This is a genomic window from Arthrobacter sp. EM1, assembly GCF_029964055.1.
Taxonomy (GTDB): Bacteria; Actinomycetota; Actinomycetes; order Actinomycetales; family Micrococcaceae; genus Arthrobacter.
The window spans coordinates 2,858,761-2,880,533 of record NZ_CP124836.1 but is presented as its reverse complement, the minus strand read 5'-3'; the positions used below and the strand labels follow the sequence as shown (position 1 = coordinate 2,880,533).

Annotated in this window: 20 protein-coding genes and 1 pseudogene; 17 read left to right on the top strand and 4 right to left on the bottom strand. The window is 67.8% G+C overall.

Features of this window, described 5'->3' with window-relative positions; genetic code table 11:
• Positions 1-47 precede the first annotated feature (47 nt).
• Entirely contained in the window at positions 48-1,370 is a 1,323-nt protein-coding gene (locus QI450_RS13290; RefSeq protein WP_226775709.1) for an isochorismate synthase, read from the bottom strand.
• Between the two features lie 87 nt (positions 1,371-1,457).
• On the opposite strand from QI450_RS13290, the gene QI450_RS13285 reads away from it, so the two are divergent.
• Genes QI450_RS13285 through QI450_RS13275 form a run of 3 tightly spaced genes read left to right on the top strand, consistent with a single transcriptional unit; the run spans position 1,458 to position 4,708 of the window.
• Complete coding sequence (locus QI450_RS13285) at positions 1,458-2,243, top strand: demethylmenaquinone methyltransferase (protein WP_226775708.1); 786 nt, start codon at positions 1,458-1,460, stop codon at positions 2,241-2,243.
• A gap of 12 nt (positions 2,244-2,255) precedes the next feature.
• Positions 2,256-3,611 carry a geranylgeranyl reductase family protein gene (locus QI450_RS13280; RefSeq protein ID WP_282468028.1) on the top strand — a complete coding sequence of 452 codons (1,356 nt, stop codon included), beginning with the start codon at positions 2,256-2,258 and terminating at the stop codon, positions 3,609-3,611.
• Positions 3,608-4,708 carry a polyprenyl synthetase family protein gene (locus tag QI450_RS13275; protein ID WP_226775705.1) on the top strand — a complete coding sequence of 367 codons (1,101 nt, stop codon included), beginning with the start codon at positions 3,608-3,610 and terminating at the stop codon, positions 4,706-4,708. The genes QI450_RS13280 and QI450_RS13275 overlap by 4 nt, the downstream gene beginning before the upstream one ends.
• Positions 4,709-5,067: 359 nt before the next feature.
• Here the strand turns inward: QI450_RS13275 and QI450_RS13270 are convergent, their stop codons facing one another.
• Together QI450_RS13270 and QI450_RS13265 are read right to left on the bottom strand one after the other, a co-directional pair.
• Positions 5,068-5,496, bottom strand: coding sequence for a hypothetical protein (locus QI450_RS13270; RefSeq protein ID WP_226775704.1), 429 nt, complete (start codon positions 5,494-5,496; stop codon positions 5,068-5,070).
• Positions 5,497-5,510: 14 nt separating this feature from the next.
• Entirely contained in the window at positions 5,511-6,182 is a 672-nt protein-coding gene (locus QI450_RS13265; RefSeq protein ID WP_226775703.1) for a trimeric intracellular cation channel family protein, read from the bottom strand.
• Between the two features lie 62 nt (positions 6,183-6,244).
• Between QI450_RS13265 and QI450_RS13260 the strand changes: the two genes are divergently transcribed.
• The 14 genes from QI450_RS13260 to QI450_RS13195 all read left to right on the top strand — a co-directional run bounded on the left by QI450_RS13260 (position 6,245) and on the right by QI450_RS13195 (position 20,978).
• Positions 6,245-6,979, top strand: coding sequence for a CbiX/SirB N-terminal domain-containing protein (locus tag QI450_RS13260; protein WP_226775702.1), 735 nt, complete (start codon positions 6,245-6,247; stop codon positions 6,977-6,979).
• Positions 6,980-7,157: 178 nt separating this feature from the next.
• The gene (locus tag QI450_RS13255) at positions 7,158-8,906 is read left to right on the top strand and encodes a nitrite/sulfite reductase (RefSeq protein ID WP_226775701.1); all 1,749 of its coding nucleotides are present in this window, start codon (positions 7,158-7,160) and stop codon (positions 8,904-8,906) included.
• A 35-nt stretch (positions 8,907-8,941) separates the two neighbouring features.
• Entirely contained in the window at positions 8,942-9,616 is a 675-nt protein-coding gene (locus QI450_RS13250; RefSeq protein ID WP_282468172.1) for a phosphoadenylyl-sulfate reductase, read from the top strand.
• Positions 9,613-10,695, top strand: a complete 1,083-nt coding sequence (cysD, locus tag QI450_RS13245) for a sulfate adenylyltransferase subunit CysD (RefSeq protein WP_282468027.1) — start codon at positions 9,613-9,615, stop codon at positions 10,693-10,695. The genes QI450_RS13250 and cysD overlap by 4 nt, the downstream gene beginning before the upstream one ends.
• Positions 10,695-12,131, top strand: a complete 1,437-nt coding sequence (locus QI450_RS13240; protein ID WP_226775700.1) for a GTP-binding protein — start codon at positions 10,695-10,697, stop codon at positions 12,129-12,131. Before cysD ends, QI450_RS13240 begins: the two co-directional genes overlap by 1 nt.
• A gap of 106 nt (positions 12,132-12,237) precedes the next feature.
• Positions 12,238-12,999: a PIG-L family deacetylase gene (locus tag QI450_RS13235; protein ID WP_226775699.1), complete on the top strand. Its 762-nt coding sequence runs from the start codon at positions 12,238-12,240 to the stop codon at positions 12,997-12,999.
• A gap of 132 nt (positions 13,000-13,131) precedes the next feature.
• The gene (locus QI450_RS13230) at positions 13,132-14,364 is read left to right on the top strand and encodes an ABC transporter substrate-binding protein (RefSeq protein ID WP_282468026.1); all 1,233 of its coding nucleotides are present in this window, start codon (positions 13,132-13,134) and stop codon (positions 14,362-14,364) included.
• Between the two features lie 9 nt (positions 14,365-14,373).
• A complete protein-coding gene (locus QI450_RS13225) occupies positions 14,374-15,099 on the top strand; it encodes an ABC transporter ATP-binding protein (RefSeq protein WP_226775697.1) in 726 nt (241 codons plus the stop codon).
• On the top strand, positions 15,089-16,024 hold the full coding sequence (locus tag QI450_RS13220) for an ABC transporter permease (RefSeq protein WP_226775696.1): 936 nt from the start codon (positions 15,089-15,091) through the stop codon (positions 16,022-16,024). Before QI450_RS13225 ends, QI450_RS13220 begins: the two co-directional genes overlap by 11 nt.
• Before the next feature lie 82 nt (positions 16,025-16,106).
• On the top strand, positions 16,107-16,586 hold the full coding sequence (locus QI450_RS13215) for an SRPBCC family protein (protein ID WP_226775695.1): 480 nt from the start codon (positions 16,107-16,109) through the stop codon (positions 16,584-16,586).
• 42 nt (positions 16,587-16,628) lie between these two features.
• Positions 16,629-16,925 (top strand): antibiotic biosynthesis monooxygenase, encoded by a 297-nt coding sequence (locus tag QI450_RS13210; RefSeq protein WP_226775694.1) that lies wholly within the window; start codon positions 16,629-16,631, stop codon positions 16,923-16,925.
• 132 nt (positions 16,926-17,057) lie between these two features.
• Positions 17,058-18,314, top strand: a complete 1,257-nt coding sequence (cobA, locus tag QI450_RS13205; RefSeq protein ID WP_226775693.1) for a uroporphyrinogen-III C-methyltransferase — start codon at positions 17,058-17,060, stop codon at positions 18,312-18,314.
• A 110-nt stretch (positions 18,315-18,424) separates the two neighbouring features.
• Complete coding sequence (locus QI450_RS13200) at positions 18,425-19,891, top strand: FAD-dependent oxidoreductase (RefSeq protein ID WP_226775692.1); 1,467 nt, start codon at positions 18,425-18,427, stop codon at positions 19,889-19,891.
• 97 nt (positions 19,892-19,988) lie between these two features.
• Positions 19,989-20,978 carry a DNA topoisomerase IB gene (locus tag QI450_RS13195; RefSeq protein ID WP_226775691.1) on the top strand — a complete coding sequence of 330 codons (990 nt, stop codon included), beginning with the start codon at positions 19,989-19,991 and terminating at the stop codon, positions 20,976-20,978.
• 77 nt (positions 20,979-21,055) lie between these two features.
• Here the strand turns inward: QI450_RS13195 and QI450_RS13190 are convergent.
• Positions 21,056-21,766, bottom strand: a pseudogene (locus QI450_RS13190) (DUF1206 domain-containing protein); the annotation flags it as partial.
• Between the last annotated feature and the right edge of the window lie 7 nt (positions 21,767-21,773).

The window sequence follows — 21,773 nt, the reverse complement described above, 5'->3', positions numbered from 1 at the left end:
GCCCGGTCGCTGCGCGCCGGTCGCTGTGCAGAGTCGCCGCGCGGCGTCTAGCTGCCGATGCCGAGCGACTCCAGCATGGGACGGAACTTCGCCCAGGTTTCGGCGAGCTCCATGTCCGGAACGGAGCCCTCTACAATCCCACAGCCGGCATAGAGCCGGACCGTCGCCGGGGACTCAATGACGGCGCCGCGCAGCGCGATGCCCCATTCGCCGTTGCCGGCCGCATCGAGCCAGCCGACCGGCCCGGCATAAGGACCGCGGTCCAGGTGCTCAAGTTTGCGGATCAGGGCGCCGGCCACGGTTGTCGGGGTGCCGCACACAGCCGCCGTCGGGTGCAGGGCATTGATCAGGGCCAGGCTGGTGGGCACATGGCCCTCCACCTCGGCCAGTTCCGCCTTCACATCAGAGGCCAGGTGCCAGACGTTCGGAAGTTCCAGGATAAACGGTTCGCTGTGCGCGTTCATGGCCTCGGAGAAGGGCGCCAGCTGGGTGGTCAGCGACTGGATCGCGATGTTGTGTTCGTGCCGTTGCTTCTCTGATCCGGCCAGCACGCGCTCGGCAAACTCCAGCGGGGAGCCGGCCATGCCGTCGGCGTCGCGGCGGTCCAGGGTGCCGGCCAGGACGCGGGCCTGTGCGGTGCGGCCCTCCACCTGGATCAGCATCTCCGGGGTGGCACCCACCAGTCCGTCCACACCGTAGGTCCAGCATTCGCGGTACCGGACGGCGAGTTGGCGCAGGATCTCGGCGGCACTCACACCGGCAGGAACGGTGGCGACAACGTCGCGGGCCAGCACAAGCTTCTCCAGCGCTCCGGTGCGGATCTCCGCCACACCGGCCGCCACGGCCGTCATCCATTCGGCCTCGCTCAGCGAACCGGTGCTCAGCGTCGCCTCAACCGGCGCGGCGTCTGCTCCGGCAGCTGTTGCCGGCACGACGACGGGCGCACCGAGCCAGCGCTCCAGCGCGGCGCGTGCGCCGGCCTCGGTGAGGTCGGCGTCGTCGAACGTCAACTGCGTCAGCCAGGCCTTGCCGTCGCGCAGTCCCACAACGATTTCGGGCACAATCAGCCGTGAGGCGTGCGCGGAGGTTTTGGAGAAAGCGAAGGAGCCGAAAGCGACGGGACCGGTGCCGGGCCATTCCACCCGGTCCTCGATTTCGGCCTCGATGACCAGGTGGCGCCACCAGATGTCCGCCTCGAGGAATCGCTCCGGGCCCGTGGCGGTAAACCGGGCCACCTCGCCGAAACCAACGAGTCCGGCTTCGCGCCGCGTCCAGCAGAGCAGGTCATCCCGGACCATCAGCGACGGTACGCCCCCGGGGAATGATGCTGCATCGAGGGGGACTGTCAAGGTTCGGAACGTGCTCGTCATAGTGAGACAACACTACTCCCGCCTCCGCCGGGGGCCCTGTTCAGGGCGTGGTTAGTGGGTGTGCCGAACATTTGAGACAATGTCAGAGTGAACCGAGCATCCTTGGATAAGCGTCCGGACGAAGTAGCCACAATGTTTGACGACGTCGCGCCCAAATACGACGTCGTTAACGATGTCCTGTCGATGGGGCAGACCCGGCGTTGGCGCAAGATTGTCGTCGAGGCCATGGGTGTGAAGGCGGGCCACCGGGTGCTTGATCTCGCCGCCGGCACGGGCACCTCCAGCGAACCGTATGCCGACTCCGGCATCGACGTGATCGCCTGCGACTTCTCGCTCGGCATGCTGAGGGTCGGCAAGCGCCGACGCCCGGACATCGACTTCATTGCCGGTGACGCCACGCGCCTGCCCTTCGCGGACAACACCTTTGATGCCAGCACCATCTCCTTTGGTCTGCGTAACGTCAACGAGCCGAAAAAGGCCTTGGCCGAGATGCTCCGCGTCACCAAGCCGGGCGGCAAGCTGGTCATCGCCGAGTTCTCCCAGCCTGTTGTCCCGCTGTGGCGCACCATGTACACCGAATACCTGATGCGCGCACTTCCCGCGATCGCCGTCAAGGTTTCCTCCAACCCGGATGCCTACGTCTACCTCGCCGAGTCCATCCGCGCCTGGCCGGACCAGGACCACCTGGCCGCGTGGCTGCAGGAGGCCGGCTGGGACAACGTCACTTACCGCAACCTCAGCGGCGGCATCGTCGCCGTGCACCGGGCCGTTAAGCCCGGCCCTGAAACAGGTCCCGGCGCGGGCGCCGCAGCACTGGCAAACCACACCGGACCCGTGGCGAAGCTGCGCCGCAACACCCGGCCCGCGCGTTAGTTCGCCGCTGCCGTGAAAGTACTGATCGTCGGAGCCGGTCCGGCCGGGTCCACCGCCGCCTACTACCTGGCCCAAGCCGGCATCGACGTCACGGTCCTGGAGAAGACCAGTTTCCCCCGCGAAAAGGTCTGCGGCGACGGGCTCACCCCCCGGGCCGTCCGCGAGATCCAGAAGCTTGGCCTGCCGCACCCCGAAGCGGAGGGCTGGCGCCGCAACAAGGGCCTGCGCCTGCTTGCCGGCGGGCGCAGCATCGAACTTCCCTGGCCCGAGGTCTCCGATTTCCCGCAGTACGGGCTGATCCGGACCCGCCTAGGCTTCGATGAGGAACTGGCCCGGCACGCCCAGTCCGCGGGCGCCGTTGTGCTGGAACGGCACAGTGTCACCGAGGCGCTGCGCTCCGACGACGGCCGCGTCACCGGGGTCCGGGCCGCGCTGCTGGACGATGCCGGGCGCAAGACCGGCGAAACCCGTGACTTCAGCGCCGACGTCGTCCTCGCCGCGGACGGCAACTCCAGCCGCACCGCCGTGTCCCTGGGCATCCGGAAGCGCGATGACCGGCCGCTCGGCGTCGCCGTCCGAACCTACTTCACCAGCCCGCGGCACAACGACGACTGGATGGAAGGCTGGCTGGAGCTTCCGGGGCGCGACGGAAAGCTGCTGCCCGGCTACGGCTGGGTGTTCGGCGTCGGCGACGGCACCTCCAACGTTGGCCTCGGCATCCTGAACTCGTCCAAGGAATTCGGCAGACTGGACTACAAACAGGTGCTGCGCGAATGGACCGCGGGCATGCCCGCGGAGTGGGGATTCACCCCCGAGAACCAAGTGGGCGAGATCCGCGGCGCTGCCCTGCCGATGGGCTTCAACCGCACCCCGCACTACTCGCCGGGGCTGCTCCTGCTCGGCGACGCCGGCGGTATGGTCTCCCCGTTCAACGGGGAGGGCATTTCCTATGCCATGGAGTCCGCCCGTTTCGCTGCCGAGTTCATCATCGACGCCGCCGCCCGCTCCGCATCAGCCGGCGGGACAGACGCCGACGCGCACCTCGCACGGTATGCGGATTACGTGCGGGACCAGTGGGGTTCGCACTTCACCCTGGGCAGGGCCTTTGCTGCCCTGATCGGCAAGCCGGCTGTGATGAAACTGGCACTGCGGACGGGCATGCCCATCCCTGTCCTGATGCGTTTTGTGGTGCGTTTGCTGGCCAACCTGACCGATCCCGCGGCCAAGGGTTTCGAGGACCGTGCCATCCGGGTCTTGGAATCGCTGGTTCCGGCAACGTCCAACCAAGGCCATTCCGGCGCTGACGCTTCACCGCATTCCAGCGCCAACTCCGCGGATTCCGCAACAAAAGTTAGGGTTAACCCGTGATCAACTCTGCAGACCAAAGCTGGACGCACGCCGGGCACGGCCTGCCGAGCTCGGAACCCGACCTCAACACCACCGCGATCGCCACCGGTTTGCAGCTGCCGGCAGGCTTTGCCGCGATTGCCGGGGACGCCGACCTCGGCCCCGCGATCACCACCAACCTGGCCCGGGTGGAGAAGAAGCTGCGTGAAGCCATTGCCAACTCTGATCCGCTGGCCGATGCAACGTCGCGCCACCTCGTGGAAGCCGGCGGCAAACGGATCCGTCCGCTGCTGACCTTGCTGTGCGCACACCTGGGTGACGCCTCCCGGCCGGCTGTGGTGCAGGCCGCCGTCGTCGTTGAGCTGACCCATCTGGCGACGCTCTACCACGACGATGTGATGGACTCCGCGCCGTTCCGCCGCGGGGCCCCCACCGCGCATGAGGTCTGGGGCAACTCCGTCGCCGTGCTGACCGGCGACCTGATCTTTGCCCGCGCGTCCATCCTGGTCTCCGAACTTGGATCCAGGGCGCTCGGCATCCAGGCCCGTACCTTTGAGCGGCTCTGCCTGGGCCAGCTTCACGAAACCGTTGGCCCGCGCCCGGACGAGGACGCCGTGGAGCACTACCTCTCGGTCATCGCGGACAAAACCGGCTCGCTGGTGGCCGCTTCCGGACAGCTGGGCGCGATCTTCTCCGGAGCCGATGAAGCCTACGAGCCGATGCTGGTTGAGTACGGCGAGAAAGTGGGTGTGGCCTTCCAGCTTGCCGACGACGTCATTGACGTCACCGGCGTCAAGGTCAAGTCCGGCAAGTCCCCGGGCACCGACCTGCGCGAGGGTGTGCCGACGCTTCCCGTCCTCCTGCTGCGGAAGGCGGCCGCGAGCGGCGACCAGTCCGCCGTCGAGCTCCTGGAGCTCATCGACGGCGACCTCAGCTCCGATGAGTCCCTCGCGGCGGCGGTCGCCGGCCTCCGGGAACACGCCGTGACGGCGGAATCCTGGGTGGTAGCACGTGCCTGGGCCGACGAGGCGATTGCGGCCCTGGCGCCGCTGCCCGAGGGTGTGGTGAAGAGCTCGCTGGCCAGCTTTGCGCTGGCCGTGGTGGACCGCGCCAGCTGATCGTGCCTGCGGCCTGCTGCCTGCTGATCCTGGCTGCCGGCAGCCGCACCCGGGCTGTCCCGGATTAAACGGAATGGCCCCGGTTCCTCACAACGTTTTAGGACATCCGTTGTGCCGAGCCGGGGCCATTTCTCCGTTCGCATCAGATTCACCGGAGGCATTTAGTGAACCCAGAAACGAGCTTATGACAAAAATGTCATGCTGTCTAGCGTGCCTGTAAATCGTTTGTCACGAGATGTTGAGGGCTTGTCCGGGCCGAGGTTCCCCCCTTCAAGCTGGACCGCGGGGGCAAGTGCGGCACGCCGGACAGTCCTGCCAAAGCTGGGGAGAATTGGCGGCTGGACCGGAACCGGTCCCGCCTAGTCCTCGTCCTCGTCGTTGAAAGCCCACTCGAACATGTCAAAGACGAACTCGGAGAAAGTGCCTTCCTCGCTCTTCCACTGGCCGCGGGCGTTGTTGCGGCGGTACACGATCGGGTCCGGAACGCTGAGGTCGCCGACCCGGAAACCCCAGGTGAACTGTTCCTCCTCGTCCTCAAGGAACATCAGGAAGCCTTCGTCGTCAACTTCGAGCTCTTCGGGGTCCCAGAAATAGTGGTACGCCTCCATGATGTCCTCGCAGCCGCCGACGGCGAGGTAGAACTCCCGAAGGACCAGCGGAACCTGGAACTGGTGCTCGGCGAGGGCCGCATCCACCTCATCGGCCGGGAGGCCATCCTCTTCCTGCCATTCGTCTTCGAGATACTTCGGAACAAGCGCGCGGAACTTCTCGAGGAACATGTCAGTCATGGTTCTTATCCTAGCTAATCCTTGGCCCCGCCATCCGCTGTGTCCAGGCTGAGCCGGTGCCACCCGCGGACCGCCAGCGGGACGTGCCACTGCCGCCGCCAGGCCGTGACCCGGAAGGCGAAGACGACGGCTGCCACGGCTCCGCCGGTTGCCGCGTTAAAGGTGCCGGTGACGGAGAGGACCATGGTCAGGGTTGCGCCCGCAAAAGCAGGCAGCGCATAAAGATCCTTGGGGTCGAACAGCTGTGGGACCACATTGGCCGTGATGTCCCGGAGCAGGCCGCCGCCCACCGCCGTCGTGACCCCTAGGAGCAGCGCCGCAACGGGGTGCATCCCGGCTGACAAGGCCTTGAGGGTGCCGGTAATGCAGAACAGCGCCAGTCCGCCGGCATCAAAGAGGACCAGTAGCGAGGTGAAACGCTGGACGCTGGAGAACAGGAAGTACACCAGCACGGCGGCGAGCAACGGTGGCATCAGGTATGCCGGGTTGGTGAATGCGGCGGGCGGTCCGGCGGTGATGATGATGTCACGGATGACGCCGCCGCCCAGGCTCACCACGGAGGCCAGCAGCAGGGAACCGATGATGTCGAACTGCTTGCGGGCCGCGAGCAGGGAGCCGGAGACCGCGAAGAAAAAGACACCGGCGAGGTCCAGCCAGACCAGGACAAGGCTGAAGGAAAGAGTCATGGAGGGTCCCGGTCGAGTCTCGTGAGGGCGGATAGGGCGGCTCCAAGGTTACGCTAACGGCTATGAATAGCCCCATCCTGATCGCCTGCGCCCACGGCACCTCCAGCACCGCGGGCGCCGCCGAAGTCAACGCCCTCCGGGACGGGATAGCCGCGCTGCGCCCGGGGCTCGACGTCCGCGAGGCCTATGTCGATGTCCAGGACCCCGATCTGCCGGCCGTCGTCGCGGGCCTGCCGGCCGGGGCGACCGCCGTCGTTGTTCCGCTGCTGCTAAGCGTCGGGTACCACGTCAAGGTCGACATCGCCCGGGCGGCGAAGGACCGCGCCGGCACCCGCGCCGCCGCTCCGCTGGGACCCGATCACCGCCTCGCAGCCCTGCTGGACCGGCGGCTGCGGGAAGCCGGCGTCACCGACAACGACGCCGTGGTCCTCGCAGCAGCGGGTTCCTCCGACCCCACCGCGGCGCAGAACGTCGAGGAACTCGCGGGCCAGCTCCGCACCCTGCGTTCGAACCGGATCGTGGCCGCGTACGGCTCGGCCGCGAAGCCGTCAGTGCCTGAGGCTGTGGCCATGCTCCGTGCGGAAGCTGCAGGCGGAGCAGGCGCGGGGGAGTCCGCCGGAGCAGTGGACCTGGGTGGCCGCGTGGTCATCGCCGCGTACCTGCTGGCCCCGGGATTCTTCCACGACCAGCTTGCCAAGGCCGGCGCTGACCTGGTCACGGCAGCACTTTTGCCGTCACCGGTGCTCGCGGAAATTGCCTTGGAACGCTACGATGCCGCCCTCGCGGCAGGCACCTGAACCGGCTCCGCCAGCGCCGTCGCAATGGCCCGGGAGGGCGCCGGAATTCTGCCCCGGACATACACAGCGGCAGTGCCACTTCAAGGCTCGCCGATGCTTCGTGACGATTTGTTGCCCAAGGTGACCCCGCGTTTCTGAGCCTTTGTGACGTCATTACGGGCCGCCCTACAGTCGATCCATGACTGATACAGCTCTAGCCGGAGCGTCCCCGGACCAGGCTGACCCAAGCCGCACCAAGCGCCGCACCTCCCGCCCCGCCGCAAAGCCGCACGGGCAGTGGAAAGTCGACGGCACCGCGCCGCTGAACGCCAACGAAACCTGGAAGCAGGAAGACAGCGGCCTGAACGTCCGCGAGCGCATCGAGTCCGTCTACGCCAAACACGGCTTCGATTCGATCGACGGCACCGACCTGCACGGACGCTTCCGCTGGTGGGGCCTCTACACCCAGCGCAAGCCCGGGATCGACGGCGGCAAGACCGCCACCCTTGAGCCGCACGAGCTCGAAGACAAGTACTTTATGCTGCGCGTGCGGATCGACGGCGGCGCGCTGAGCACCGGACAGCTCCGTGTCATCGGCCAGATCTCCGTCGACTTTGCGCGCGGCTCGGCCGACCTCACCGACCGGCAGAACATCCAGCTGCACTGGATCCGGGTCGAGGACGTCCCGGAGATCTGGCGCCGGCTCGAATCGGTGGGCCTGTCCACCACCGAAGCCTGCGGCGACGTTCCCCGCGTTATCCTCGGCTCACCGGTCGCCGGCATCGCCAAGGACGAGATCATCGACCCGACGCCGCTGATCCACGAGCTCGCCGAGCGCTTCATCGGCGACCCGGAACTTGCCAACCTGCCGCGCAAATTCAAGACCGCCATCACCGGCCACCCCAGCCAGGACGTGGTCCACGAAATCAACGACGTCGCACTTGTGGGCCTGGTCCACCCGGAGCTCGGGATCGGCTACGACCTTTGGGTGGGCGGAGCGCTCTCCACCAACCCCATGCTGGGCAAGCGGCTGGGCGCGTTCGTCCGCCCGGATCAGGCGGCCGACGTCTGGCTCGGCGTCACCAGCATCTTCCGCGACTACGGCTACCGGCGGATGCGCACCAAGGCGCGGCTGAAGTTCCTGCTGGCCGACTGGGGGCCGGTGAAGTTCCGCCAGGTCCTCGAGGAGGAATACCTCGGCTACCAACTCGACGACGGCCCCGCCGCGCCCAAGCCGTCCAGCCCGGGGGACCACATCGGCGTGCACGAACAGAAGGACGGCAGGTTCTTCATCGGCGCCACCCCGCTGGCCGGCCGGCTCTCCGGCAGCCAGCTGGTCACGCTCGCTGACACCCTGGAAGCCCGCGGCTCGCGGCGGCTGCGCACCACACCGCACCAGAAGCTCGTGGTCCTCGACGTGGCCAAGGACCAGGTGGAACCGCTCGTCGCGGAACTGGACGCCTTGGGCCTCTCCGTTAGGCCCTCCGTGTTCCGCCGCGGCACCATCGCCTGCACCGGCATCGAATACTGCAAGCTCGCCATCGTCGAAACCAAGGTAACCGCGGCCACCGCCGTCGCGGAGCTGGAACGCCGCCTCGCCGACCTCGTTGAGTCCCGGCAGATCCCGCAGGCACTGTCGCTGCACATCAACGGCTGCCCCAACTCCTGCGCCCGGATCCAGACGGCCGACATCGGCCTTAAGGGCATGATGCTTCCCACACCCGACGGCGACCCCACCCCGGGTTTCCAGGTCCATCTTGGCGGCGGGCTGGCTTCCCTCGACCGCGAGGAAGCGGGCCTGGGACGCACCGTCCGCGGCCTCAAGGTCACCGCCGGAGACCTGACCGATTACGTGGAGCGTGTGGTCCGGAAGTTCGTGGCCGACCACTCCGAGGGCCAGACGTTCGCCGAGTGGGCCTTCGCCGCCGAGGAGGGTGATCTGCAGTGAGCCCCCAACCGCTGCGCAGCCACGAGGAGCTTAGGATGCTCGCCGAGTCCGGTGCCGCCGAGCTCGGCTGGGACGCCGCGGCGCGGGAGGTTATTGCCTGGGCGGCGCGGCACTTCGAGCTGCCCGCCGTCGCCGTCGCCTGCTCCATGGCCGACGCCGTCCTCCCCGCGCTCGTCTCAGACCAGCTTCCCGGCGTCGACGTCCTCTTCCTGGAGACCGGGTACCACTTCCCGGATACCTACGCGACGCGCAACGAGGTGGCAGCGAACCTGCGCGTTAACGTCGTCGACGTGCTGCCGGAGAACACCGTGGAGCAGCAGGACCGGCTCCTGGGCAAGGACCTCTTCGCCCGCGACCCCGCCCAGTGCTGTGCGCTGCGCAAAGTCGCGCCGTTGCGCCGTACCCTCGCCGGTTACGAACTCTGGTTCACCGGCGTCCGCCGCGACGAGGCCCCCACCCGCACCAACACCCCGCTGGTCAGCTGGGACGAAACCAACGGCCTGGTCAAGGTCAACCCGGTCGCCGCCTGGAGCTTCGACCAATTGGTCCAGTTTTCCGACGAGAGTCTCCTGCCCGTCAACCCCTTGCTGTCGCAGGGCTACCCGTCCATTGGCTGCCAGCCCTGCACCCGCAAAGTGGCGCCGGGTGATGACCCCCGCGCCGGACGCTGGGCAGGAACCGACAAGACAGAATGCGGACTACACGTATGAGTAATGTTGAGACTTTCGTGGCCGGCTACGCCTCCACAGCAGATGCCGCCCCCGCCCCTGCGCGGGACGGCGATGCTGCAAGCAGCATCGCGTCCCGCTCCGACAGGCCCGATGCCACTCCCGGGGCGGCATCTGCTGCTCCGGCTCTGCCGCCGGGTGACCTGAGTTCCGCGGCTCCGCGCGCGGCCCACCTGTCGTCTTTGGACACATTGGAGTCCGAGGCGATCCACATCATCCGCGAGGTTGTTGCCGAGTTTGAGAAGCCGGCACTGCTGTTCTCCGGCGGCAAGGATTCCGTGGTGATGCTGCACCTGGCCACCAAAGCGTTCTGGCCCGGGAAAGTTCCGTTCCCGGTGCTGCACGTAGACACCGGGCACAACTTCCCCGAGGTTATCGAGTTCCGCGACCGGACCGTGCAGCGGCTGGGCCTCAAGCTTGTCGTCGGCTCCGTCCAGGAGTTCATCGATTCCGGCGAGCTGGCCGAGCGTGCCGACGGCACCCGCAATCCGCTGCAGACTGTGCCGCTGCTGGCCGCGATCCAGCGCAACAAATTCGACGCCGTCTTCGGCGGCGGCCGCCGGGACGAGGACAAGGCCCGGGCCAAGGAACGAATCCTGAGCCTGCGCGACGAGTTCGGCCAGTGGGATCCGCGCAACCAACGGCCCGAGCTGTGGAACCTGTACAACGGCCGGCACACCGTGGGCCAGCACGTCCGGGCCTTTCCGATCAGCAACTGGACGGAGCTGGACATCTGGCGCTACATCGAGCGGGAAGACATTGAGCTGCCGGGCCTGTATTACGCCCACCGCCGCGAAGTTTTTGCCCGCGACGGCATGTGGCGTGCGGTCGGCGAGGTCTCCGGGCCCCGCGATGACGAAGAGGTCATCACCAAGACCGTGCGCTACCGGACCGTCGGCGATATGTCCTGCACCGGCGCCGTCGAATCGGCTGCCGCCACCGTGCGCGACGTTGTCATCGAAGTTGCCGCTTCCACCATCACCGAACGTGGCGCCACCCGGGCCGATGACCGCATTTCCGAGGCCGCCATGGAAGACCGCAAGAAGGATGGCTATTTCTAATGAGCACGGAAACTCTTATCCCGGGCCTGGACCTGGCATCCGCGGCGCTGCCCGCCACGCTGTTCCGCTTCGCCACTGCCGGCTCGGTCGATGACGGCAAGTCCACCCTGGTGGGCCGGCTCCTGCATGACTCGAAGGCGATCCTCGCCGATCAGCTCGACGCCGTTGCCCGCACCTCCGCGGACCGCGGGTTCGGCGGGGCAGGCGCCACCGGCACACAGGCCATTGACCTGGCCCTGCTGACCGACGGCCTGCGCGCCGAGCGGGAGCAGGGCATCACCATCGACGTCGCCTACCGGTACTTCGCCACGGACCGCCGCAGCTTTATCCTCGCGGACTGCCCCGGCCACGTGCAGTACACCAAAAACACGGTGACCGGCGCGTCCACTGCGGACGCCGTTGTTGTGCTTATCGACGCCCGCAAGGGGGTCCTGGAGCAGACCCGCCGGCATATGTCCGTGCTGCAGCTGCTCCGGGTGGCGCACGTGATCGTCGCCGTGAACAAAATCGACCTGGTGGACTTCAGCGAGGCCGTGTTCCGCGAACTCGAAGCGGACGTGCAGCGGGTGGGCCGGGAGCTGGGGCTCGGTTCCGATGGCATCGCTGACCTCATCGTCATCCCGGTCTCCGCGCTCGACGGGGACAACGTTGTGGACCGTTCCGAGCGCACGCCTTGGTACTTCGGCCCGGCGCTGCTGGAAGTCCTGGAGACCCTGCCCGCCGCCGACGAAATCGAAAGCCACCTGGAAAGCTTCCGTTTCCCGGTCCAACTGGTCATCCGGCCGCAGGGCGCACTCGCTCCGGACGCCGTCGCCGGTGGTCTTGATCCCGCTGCGTACCGGGATTACCGTGCCTACGCCGGGCAGATCACCGAAGGCTCGGTGAAGCTGGGGGACCGGGTCAGCGTCCTGACTCCGGGGCAGGCAACGCGCACCACGACCGTGGCTGGCATTGACTTCGCCGGGCAGGTACTGAGGGAGGCTGTGGCCCCGCAGTCCGTCGCGCTGCGCCTCGCCGACGAGTTCGACGTCGCCCGCGGCGACACGATTGCGGCGGCGGGGCCTGGCGGTGGCAAAATACCGCAAGCTTCGGCTGACCTCTACGCCGCGCTGTGCTGGCTCTCGCCGAAGCCGCTCCGCGAGGGAGCCAAGGTGCTGGTCAAACACGGCACCCGCACCGTCCAGGCACTGGTGCGCAACGTGACCGGAAAACTGGACCTCGCCGACTTCCAGCTGGAGCCCACCACCACCCTTGACCTCAACGACATCGGCCACGCCCAGCTGCGGCTCTCCGCTCCGCTGCCGTTGGAGAACTACGGGAACCACCGCCGCACCGGCGCGTTCCTGGTAATCGATCCGCAGGACGGCAACACCCTCGCCGCCGGCCTCGTCAAGGACCACCCCGGCGACCACGAGGACGAACGCTACTCGATCTGAGGGCCGCTCCGCCGACTGCCTGCCAGGTCGCCGGAAACCTGCGGGGTCGCCGCAAACTTCCGGCGACCCCGCAGGTTTCCGGCGAATTCGCCGCTGACCAGCTGTTATGGCGCACCCCGATGACGACGCGTATGGACTGGCCGGCACCGTGGCCTTGTATGCCCGAAATCCGGAGTTCCGGTTCATCCTGATTCACGCCACCGACGGCGGCGCCGGGGAGATCGCGCCCGGCGTCGAGGTTCCAGCCGGGGGATTGGGCGAATTCCGGCGCCGGGAGGACGACTCCGGGTGGCAGGCCCACGGCCGGCCCCCGGACCGGCATAACTGGCTTGGCTACCCGGACGGCGGGGTGGCGGCTGTGCCGTTGGCGGAGCTCGCGGGAAGGGTCGCGCGGATCTTGCGGGAGGAGCGGCCGGGGGTGGTGTGTACCTTTGGCCCGGATGGCATCACTGGACACCCCGATCACATTGCCACCGGGCGGGCCGCCGACACCGCCTTTCACCAGGTCCGCAGCGAAGGTGGCGCCGGGATGGAACGGCTGCTCCACGGCGCGATGCGCGCATCTACGTTCCTGCGCTGGAACATGGCACGCCTCAAGCACGGCCTGGAGCCGTGGGACCGGGAGCGCGTTTACCACTTGCGCCCGGTGCCGGACGAGACCATCGGCGTGGAAGTCGATACGCGCGCCGTGGCAGGCAACGTCCTTGCCGGCCTGCGGGAGCACCGGACCCAGCGGCACGTCATCATGGCTGACACGCTCACCCGTGAACAGCAGTTGCGGGTCCTGGGCCGGGAGTCGTACGTGCTCGCCTGGCCACCCCGCCAGTCCGGCGCGCCGCTGCTGGCCGACATCTTCGCGGCACTCTGACGGTCCCACCGGTCCGGCCGTCTTCTCCGGCCGCAGCGGGAGCCTCGCTCACATGTGACGCCGCATGAACCCGCATGACCCCGGGTTTCCGGACCGTTGAACCCTGTCCCGGGCGGTCCCTATGGTGAACCAATGACACCTACGGATCGGATCTCCTACGCCACCGGGAAGAGTCCCGGAACCACCCGGATCGTCGCCGGTGAAGCTGCTATGCCCAGGCGCAAGCGCACGCTGGAGATCAGCCTGGCTGCCGGCCTCGTGCTGCTGATCGGGGCAGGTGCTGCCGTGGCTTCGACGGCGTCCCGCAACACTGAAGCCGCCCCCGCAGCGGCGGTTTCCGACACCCCCGCCGCAGAACTGCGGCTCGGTTACTTCGGCAACATCACCCACGCCCCGGCCCTCGTAGGCGTCAACAAGGGCTTCATTGCCAAAAACCTCGGCGGGACCAAGCTCAGCACCCAGGCGTTCAACGCCGGCCCGGCCGCGATCGAGGCCCTCAACGCCGGCGCCCTTGACGCCACCTACATCGGCCCCAACCCGGCCATCAACTCCTACGTCAAGAGCAAAGGCGAATCGATCAGCATCATCGCCGGTGCCGCATCCGGTGGAGCCCAGCTGGTGGTCAAACCCGAAATCACCTCGGCTGCGGACCTGGCCGGCAAGAAGCTCGCGACGCCGCAGCTCGGCGGCACTCAGGACGTGGCCCTGCGCGCCTGGCTGGGCACGCAGGGCTACCGGACCAACACCGACGGCAGCGGCGACGTCGCGATCAACCCCACCGAGAACGCGCAGACGTTCAAGCTGTTCCAGGACGGCAAGCTCGACGGCGCGTGGCTGCCGGAGCCCTGGGCTTCCCGCCTGGTGCTCCAAGCCGGCGCGAAAGTCCTCGTTGACGAAAAGGAACTCTGGGACGGGGCACTGTCAGGGAAGCCCGGCGAGTTCCCCACCACCGTCCTGATCGTCAACAAGAAGTTTGCCGCCGAGCACCCCGGCACCGTCACGGCCCTGCTGAAGGGCCACGTCGAATCCGTGGACTGGCTCAACGCCGCCCCCGCCGCGGAGAAGGCCGCGGTCCTCAACGCCGCGCTCAAGGACTCCGCCGGCGCCGCCCTGCCCGCCGATGTGATTGACCGGTCGCTCACGAACATCGTCTTCACTGTCGACCCGCTCGCCGGAACCTACAAAAAGCTGCTCCAGGACGGGGTTGCGGCCGGAACCACCACCCAGGCCGACATCAGCGGCATCTTCGAGCTCACTGCCCTGAACAGGGTCCTGGGCGGGGATGCCACGGGGACGAAGATCTCCGCACCCGGATTGGGCAGGGACCAGCCGGTTCCCGGCACCGGCTCCGCCCCAACAAGATAGGACCTGACCATGCCAGTCGTACTCGAACACCTGGGCAAGCGCTTCGGCGACAGCGCCCCGGTGCTGGATGACGTCAACGCCAGCATCGGGCAGGGCGAATTCGTCGCCCTGCTCGGTGCCTCCGGCTGCGGCAAGTCCACCCTGCTGAACATTATGGCGGGACTGGAGGCCCCGACGTCGGGCGCCCTGGAGGTGCCGAGCGACGGCGCCGCGTTGATGTTTCAGGACGCGGCACTCTTCCCCTGGCTCACGGCCCGGGAAAACATCGAGCTGGCACTGAAGCTGCGCGGCGTCGGGAAAGCCGCGCGCCGGATCAAAGCCGACGACCTCCTGGACCTGGTGCACCTGGCCGGCTCGGGGGACAAACGCCCGCACGAGCTCTCCGGCGGCATGCGGCAGCGGGTGGCCCTGGCCCGCTCGCTCGCCCAGGACCGGCAGCTGCTCCTGATGGACGAACCTTTTGCAGCCCTGGACGCGATCACCCGCGACCTGCTGCACGATGAGCTGGAGCGGATATGGAAGGAAACCGGCCGCACCATCATTTTTGTCACCCACAACGTCCGCGAAGCCGTCCGGCTGGGCCAGCGCGTGCTGCTGCTCTCCTCCCGGCCCGGCCGCGTGGTGCGGGAGTGGCAAGTCAGCGAAGAGCAGCGCACCGACGCCGGGCTCGCCGGCCAGCTCACCGGCGAAATCACCGCCCGGCTCCGCGAGGAGATCCGCCGCCATGCCAAGTAAACAATCGTCCCTGGTTGAGCCGGGGGACACCCGCCACGTCACCGCGGCCCTGACCCGCTCCTCCACCGGCCCGGCCGAACTTCGGGAGCTTGAGGCTGGCCTGGACTCATTGCAGTCCGATGCCGTGCGCCGGGCGGGCGTCGACTGGAGCCGGATCCTGCTTCCGCTGGCCGCGATTGTGGCCTTGATCCTTGTCTGGCAGCTGTACGTGTTGATGGGCTTTAAGCGGCAGGACCTGGTGCCCGGCCCGCTGGACGTGATGGCCCAGTTCGGCCGGCTCTGGGCAGAGGGCAAGCTGCAGGAAGCGCTCTGGACCTCGCTGCAGCGCGGGCTCATAGGATTCCTGATCAGCGTGGCCATCGCGACCCCGGTCGGTCTGCTGCTGGCCCAGGTCGCCCCGCTGCGGCGCGCGTTCGGCCCCTTGATCTCCGGGCTGCAGGTGCTGCCGTCGGTGGCCTGGGTGCCCGCCGCCATCATCTGGTTCGGCCTCACCGACGCCACCGTCTTCTTTGTGGTGTTTATGGGCGCGATCCCCTCGATCATCAACGGGCTGATTTCGGGTGTGGACCAGATTCCGCCGCTGTACCGCAGTGTCGGAAAAGTGCTGGGCGCGTCCCGGGTCCAACTGGCCCTGCAGATCATCCTCCCGGCAGCACTGCCCGGGTACCTGGGCGGTCTCAAGCAAGGCTGGGCCTTCTCCTGGCGCTCGCTGATGGCCGCGGAGATCATCGCCGTCGGAGGCAGCATCGGCTTTGGCCTTGGCTCACTCCTGGACCAGGGCCGTGTGTTGTCGGAGATGACCATGGTGATGTCCGCGATCCTGCTGATCCTCGCCGTCGGCATCCTGATCGAACTGCTGGTGTTCGGCCCGATCGAAAAACGGCTGCTCCGCCGCCGCGGACTCCTCACGGGCAGTACCCGCTAGGCCGGCACCCCGCGTTGCTGTTGTCTGGTGGGTGCGCCGGCGGCTGCTCCGCCGTCGGGCTGGCATCTGGCAGACTGACGGCATGACCGTGAGTTTCGTCTGCCGCACCGAATCCGTCCTGCCCAAGGAACAGTTGTTCGACCGGGCGCGCAGCATCGACGTGCACGTGGACACGATGGCTTCTTCGGGTGAGCGGGCCGTTGCCGGGGTCACCGAGGGGCTCATCGGCGCGGGCGATGAAGTGACCTGGCGGGCACGGCACTTCGGCGTTCCCCTGACCATGACCAGCCGCGTGACAAGCTTCGACTACCCGACGTGGTTCGTGGATGAGCAAGTAAAGGGGCCCTTCAAGGCGTTCCGCCACGTCCACGAATTCGCGTCAAACGATGCTGGGGCCGTTATGACGGATCGGATTGAATTCTCGGCACCCTTTGGACCGCTGGGCTGGCTTGTCGAGCGGCTTATCCTGCGCCGCTATCTGCAACGCCTTATTGCGGCTCGCGGGATCCTCCTCGCGACGCCTTGTCCGGACCCCGGGACCGGCCTACACTCGCGGCTATAGGCCGGTATGCGGCCCATCCAGCCCAATTCCAAGGAGACAGCCGTGGCGCCAAAATACGGAGTGCTGGCACTGGTCGAAGCCAAGCCGGGGAAGGAACGCGACGTCTGGGACTTCCTCAACGGGGGCCGCGAGATAGTTCTGGCCGAGCCCGGCACGCGGACCTGGTATGCCTTCCGGGTCAACGAGAACAGCTTCGGCATTTTCGACACGTTCGACACCGAGGAGGACCGGCAGGCCCACCTCAACGGAGCCATCCCCGCGGCCCTTGGCGAACACGGGCCCGAGCTGCTGGCCAAGGACCCCGACATCAAACTGATCGAGCTCATCGCAGTGAAATAGATCCATGGCTGCCCTGACGGCTACTGGATGACCCGGACCGCAGCGAAGCCCCAGGTTACGCCTCGTTACCCTGGATGAACTGGTGTTTCCGCACCGTTGTTCCACCCTGGAACGCCGCCCTATCGTCGATGCATGGCAATTCAGGACATTTACCCCACGGCGCTGCGCCTCCTCGGCCGCCCCGTGCTGGTGGTCGGCGGCGGCCCGGTCGCCGCGCGCCGCGCCAAGGGACTGCTCGACGCCGGTGCCCGGGTCACTGCCGTTGCCCCCGTGGCCTGCCCGGCCCTGACGGAGCTGTCCGACGCCGGGCTCCTCGACTGGGCTCCGCGGTCGTACCGCAGCACCGACGTCGACGCCGTCTGGTTCGTCCAGACCGCCACCGGGGATGCCACCGTTGACGCGCAGGTAGCGGCCGACGCCGAGGCGCAGCGCATCTGGTGCGTCAACGCCTCCAACCACGAAGCCTCGGCCGCGTGGACGCCCGCCGTCGCGGTGGTGGACGACGTGAAGATCGCTGTGAACGCAGGGGGAGACCCGCGCCGCGCCATGGCACTGCGTGACGCCGTCGCCACCGCCCTCGAAACCGGGGACCTGCCGCTGCGCCGCCGGCGGGAAACTCCGGGCTCCGTGGCCCTCGTGGGCGGCGGCCCCGGCGACTCCGGACTTATCACCGTCCGCGGCCGGCGGCTCCTGGGCCAGGCCGACGTTGTTGTCGCGGACCGGCTGGGCCCGCGCGAACTCCTGGCCGAACTGGCCCCCGACGTTCGGGTGATCGAGGTCGGTAAGTCCCCCGGCCACCACCCTGTCCCGCAGTCCAGCATCAACCGGATCCTGGTGGATGAAGCCCTGGCCGGGCACCGGGTGGTCCGGCTCAAAGGCGGCGATCCCTACGTCCTGGGCCGCGGCGGCGAGGAGGCACAGTTCTGCCGGCAGCACGGCGTCGAGGTTGAGGTGGTTTCCGGCGTCACCTCGGCCATCTCGGTTCCGGCCGCCGCCGGCATCCCGGTCACGCACCGCGGGCTGGCCAAGGGCTTCAGTGTGGTGACCGGCCACGAGGAACTCGCCGAAGTCCCGGCCCGTGCCGACCACACAGTGATCCTGCTCATGGGCGTGGGCCAGTTGCGCGAGTCCGCGGCTTCCCTGGCACGCGCCGGTTTGCCTCCGGGGACACCTGTTGGCATCGTAGAGAATGGATACCTGCCCAACCAGCGGGTGACCATCGGAACGCTCGGGACCATCGCGGACCAGGCGGAGGCCGCAGGCGTTGCGAACCCCGCCGTGATCGTGATCGGTGACGTGGTCCGCGTCAGCCCGTTTGCGCCGTCGCACTTTAAGACCGCGGACTACAGCACCACCTCCCCGAACGCCCCCCGCGTCCTGACCAAGTAGCCCCGACCCGTAGCCTCACCCAACTGACTCGCAGTTGAGGTCGTTATGAGCCCGCAAAACGACCTGAACTGCGAGTCAGTTGGGCCGTGACAGAAAAAAGGAACACAGCCGTGTCAACGAACAGCCCTGCAGGAACTGCCGCTCGCCCGCTGCGCATCGCCATTGTCGGCTCCGGACCCGCCGGTGTGTACGCCGCGGACATCCTCACCAAAAGCGAGGCGGTCAAGAGCGGTGGGCTTACGGTGAGCATCGACCTCTTCGACCGCTACCCGGCACCCTATGGGCTGATCCGCTACGGCGTGGCACCGGACCACCCGCGCATCAAGGGCATCGTCAACGCCCTGCACAAGGTCCTGGACCGCGGCGACATCCGCTTTTTCGGCAACGTGGACTACGGCACTGACCTGTCCCTGGCGGACCTGCAGAGGCATTACGACGCCGTCATCTTCGCCACCGGCGCCATCAAGGACGCGGACCTGAACATTCCGGGGATCGAGCTGGAGGGCTCCTACGGCGGCGCCGACTTCGTCTCCTGGTACGACGGCCACCCGGACGTCCCCCGGGAGTGGCCGCTCCAAGCCAGTGAAGTTGCCGTGATCGGCAACGGCAACGTGGCCCTGGACGTGGCCCGGATGCTCTCCAAGCACGCCGACGACCTCCTCAGCTCCGAAATCCCGGACAATGTCTACGCCGGGCTGAAAGCCTCCCCGGTCACCGACGTCCATGTCTTCGGCCGCCGCGGGCCGGCCCAGGTGAAGTTCACCCCGCTGGAGCTGCGCGAACTCTCCCACTCCAGGGACGTCGACATCATCCTCTACGCCGAGGACTTCGAGTTCGACGCCGAATCAGACCGCCAGATCCAAAGCAACAACCAGACCAAGACCATGGTGGGAACGCTCACCAACTGGATCGCCGGGCAGCCGGAGGACCTGAGCGAACTCACATCCTCCCGCCGCCTGCACCTGCACTTCCTGCACAGCCCGGTGGAAGTGTATGACGACGCGGACGCCCCGGGCCGTGTCGCCGGGATCAGATTCGAGCGCACCGCGCTGGACGGTACCGGCAACGCCCGCGGCACCGGTGAGATCATCGACTACCCGGTCCAGGCCGTCTACCGCGCCATCGGCTACTTCGGTTCGGCCCTGAACGAGGTCGGCTTCGACCACGGCAAGGGGGTTGTGCCGAACGACGGCGGCAGGGTCCTGGATGCGTCCGGCGCCCGGGTGCCGGGCATCTACGCCACGGGCTGGATCAAGCGCGGCCCGGTCGGGTTGATCGGGCACACCAAGGGCGACGCCCTCGAAACCGTCACGCATCTGCTGGCGGACCTCGAAAAGCTGCCGCCGGCCGCAGCACCCGCGCCGGACGCCGTCGTCGAACTGCTGCAGAACCGGGGCGTGCAATACACCGGCTGGGAAGGCTGGCTGGCGCTCGACGAGCACGAGCGGTCCCTGGGCGAAAAGGCGACCGCCGACGGCGGCTCGCACGGCGTCGAGGTCGCCCGCGAACGCATCAAGGTGGTCCCGCGTGCGGCCATGGTCCGGATTTCCCGCGACGGGGTGGCCGCGGAAGTCTGACCGCCAGCTGGCCCCGGATTGTCCTGGAGGGGAATTTTCGACGTGTAGTCAGTAGGCTTACCGTCATGGATGAGCAACTCACGCCAGCGGCCCGCCGATGAGGCTCCGTCGCAGCAACGCGTCCGGGCGCGGCTACCGGCGTCTCGCGTCCGGGACCGGCTTCAGCTACAAGGACCTGGACGGCTCCACCCTGGCTGCCGGGCAGGTGCGCGATCGGCTGGCAAGCATCGGCATCCCGCCCGCCTGGACGGACGTGTGGATAGCCCCGTACGACAACGGGCACATCCAGGCCACCGGGCTGGACGCGGTCGGCCGGCGCCAGTACATCTATCACCCAAGCTGGCGGGAGAAAAAAGACCGGCTGAAGTTTGACCGGGCGCTGCAGCTCGCGGAAACCCTACCGGCCGCTCGCCGGCTCGTTACCTTGGACCTGCGCTCCGAGGGCCTCGCCCGGGAGCGGGTGCTGGCGGCCGCCTTCAGGATGCTGGACAGCGGCTCGCTGCGGGTTGGCTCGGAGCGGTATACCAACGAGAACGGCAGCCACGGCCTCGCCACGCTGCTCTGCGCCCACGTCCGCGTGAGCAAGGACGAACTGCGGCTCAGTTTCCCCGCCAAGAGCGGCCAGGCCTGGGAATCGCGGATCAACGACGCCGACCTTGCCGCCGTCGTTCGCCAGCTCAAGCGCCGCGGCGGCAAGGCCCGCCTGCTGGCGTACCGGGACGGACGGAGCTGGCATCCCGTGTCAAGCGCCGAGATCAACCAGTACGTCAAGGAACGCACCGGCCAGGACTTCACCGCCAAAGACTTCAGGACCCTGCGCGGAACGGTGGCTGCCGCCGCCAGCCTGGCGCGGAGCGGTCCGCAGCCAAAGGTTTCAGCCCGGAAGCGCGCGGTGAGCCGGGCCATGGTGGATGCATCGGATGTCCTCGGTAACACTCCGTCGATCGCCCGGAAAAGCTACGTAGATCCCCGGCTGCTGGACCACTTTGCCGCGGGGGAGACGATCGACCCGAAGCGGCCGGACTCCGCCGAGTCCGAGGTCCGGGCCCTGTTGTACCGCGAGGGCGACGTCGTCGCGCTGCGCTGACGCCGTGCGCTGCGCTGACGCCGTGTACTGCGCTGACGCCGCTGGCGCCGTGCGCTGCGGCGCTGGCGCCGTGCGCTGCGCGCCCGGAGCAGCGCAAACACCCCGTAGGCGATGAACCCGGCACCGATGGCCAGCAAGAGTACCGGGCCGAACTGATGCTCCAGCAGGGCTTTGAGGCTGCCGTCCAGCCCGGTTGCGGAGGCCGGATCATTGGTGGCCGCGGCGATCACAAACAGCAGGCCCGTCAGGATCAGCGCCACTCCCTTGGCGATGTGTCCGGCAACGCCCAAGCCGCTGATCAGATGGCCCCTGCGCGTTCCCTCAAAATGGCCTAACTCCGCCTTGAACTTCTTCCCCGCGCCTTTGGCGATGAAGTACACCCCGATCCCGCTCACGGTCAGGCCCAGACCGATGAGCGCCGGCACACCGAATGGCCCGTGCACCAGTGCGACGCTCAAATCCCGGGTCGAATCGCCGGAATCGCCCCCGTTGCCCAGCGCGAAGCCGGCGAAGCTGAGTCCCACGCTGGCGTAGGCGATGCTGAGGAAGCCGGAGGAAACGAACTTGCCAACCCGGGCCCGGCGCGGGAGGTGCCGGGCCCGCAGCGTGGCCTCACTCAGCTGCCACAGGGCGAGTCCGGCGCACGCGACGAACCCCGCCCACATAACCGCCGGCCCCCAGGGGTTGGCCGCGAGCTGTTCAATCGCCCCGGTGGGCTCCGCCTGGCCGGGGGAACCCAGGGCCAGGGCCGCGGCAATCGCGCCGATAATAATGTGCAGCAGTGCCATCACGGCA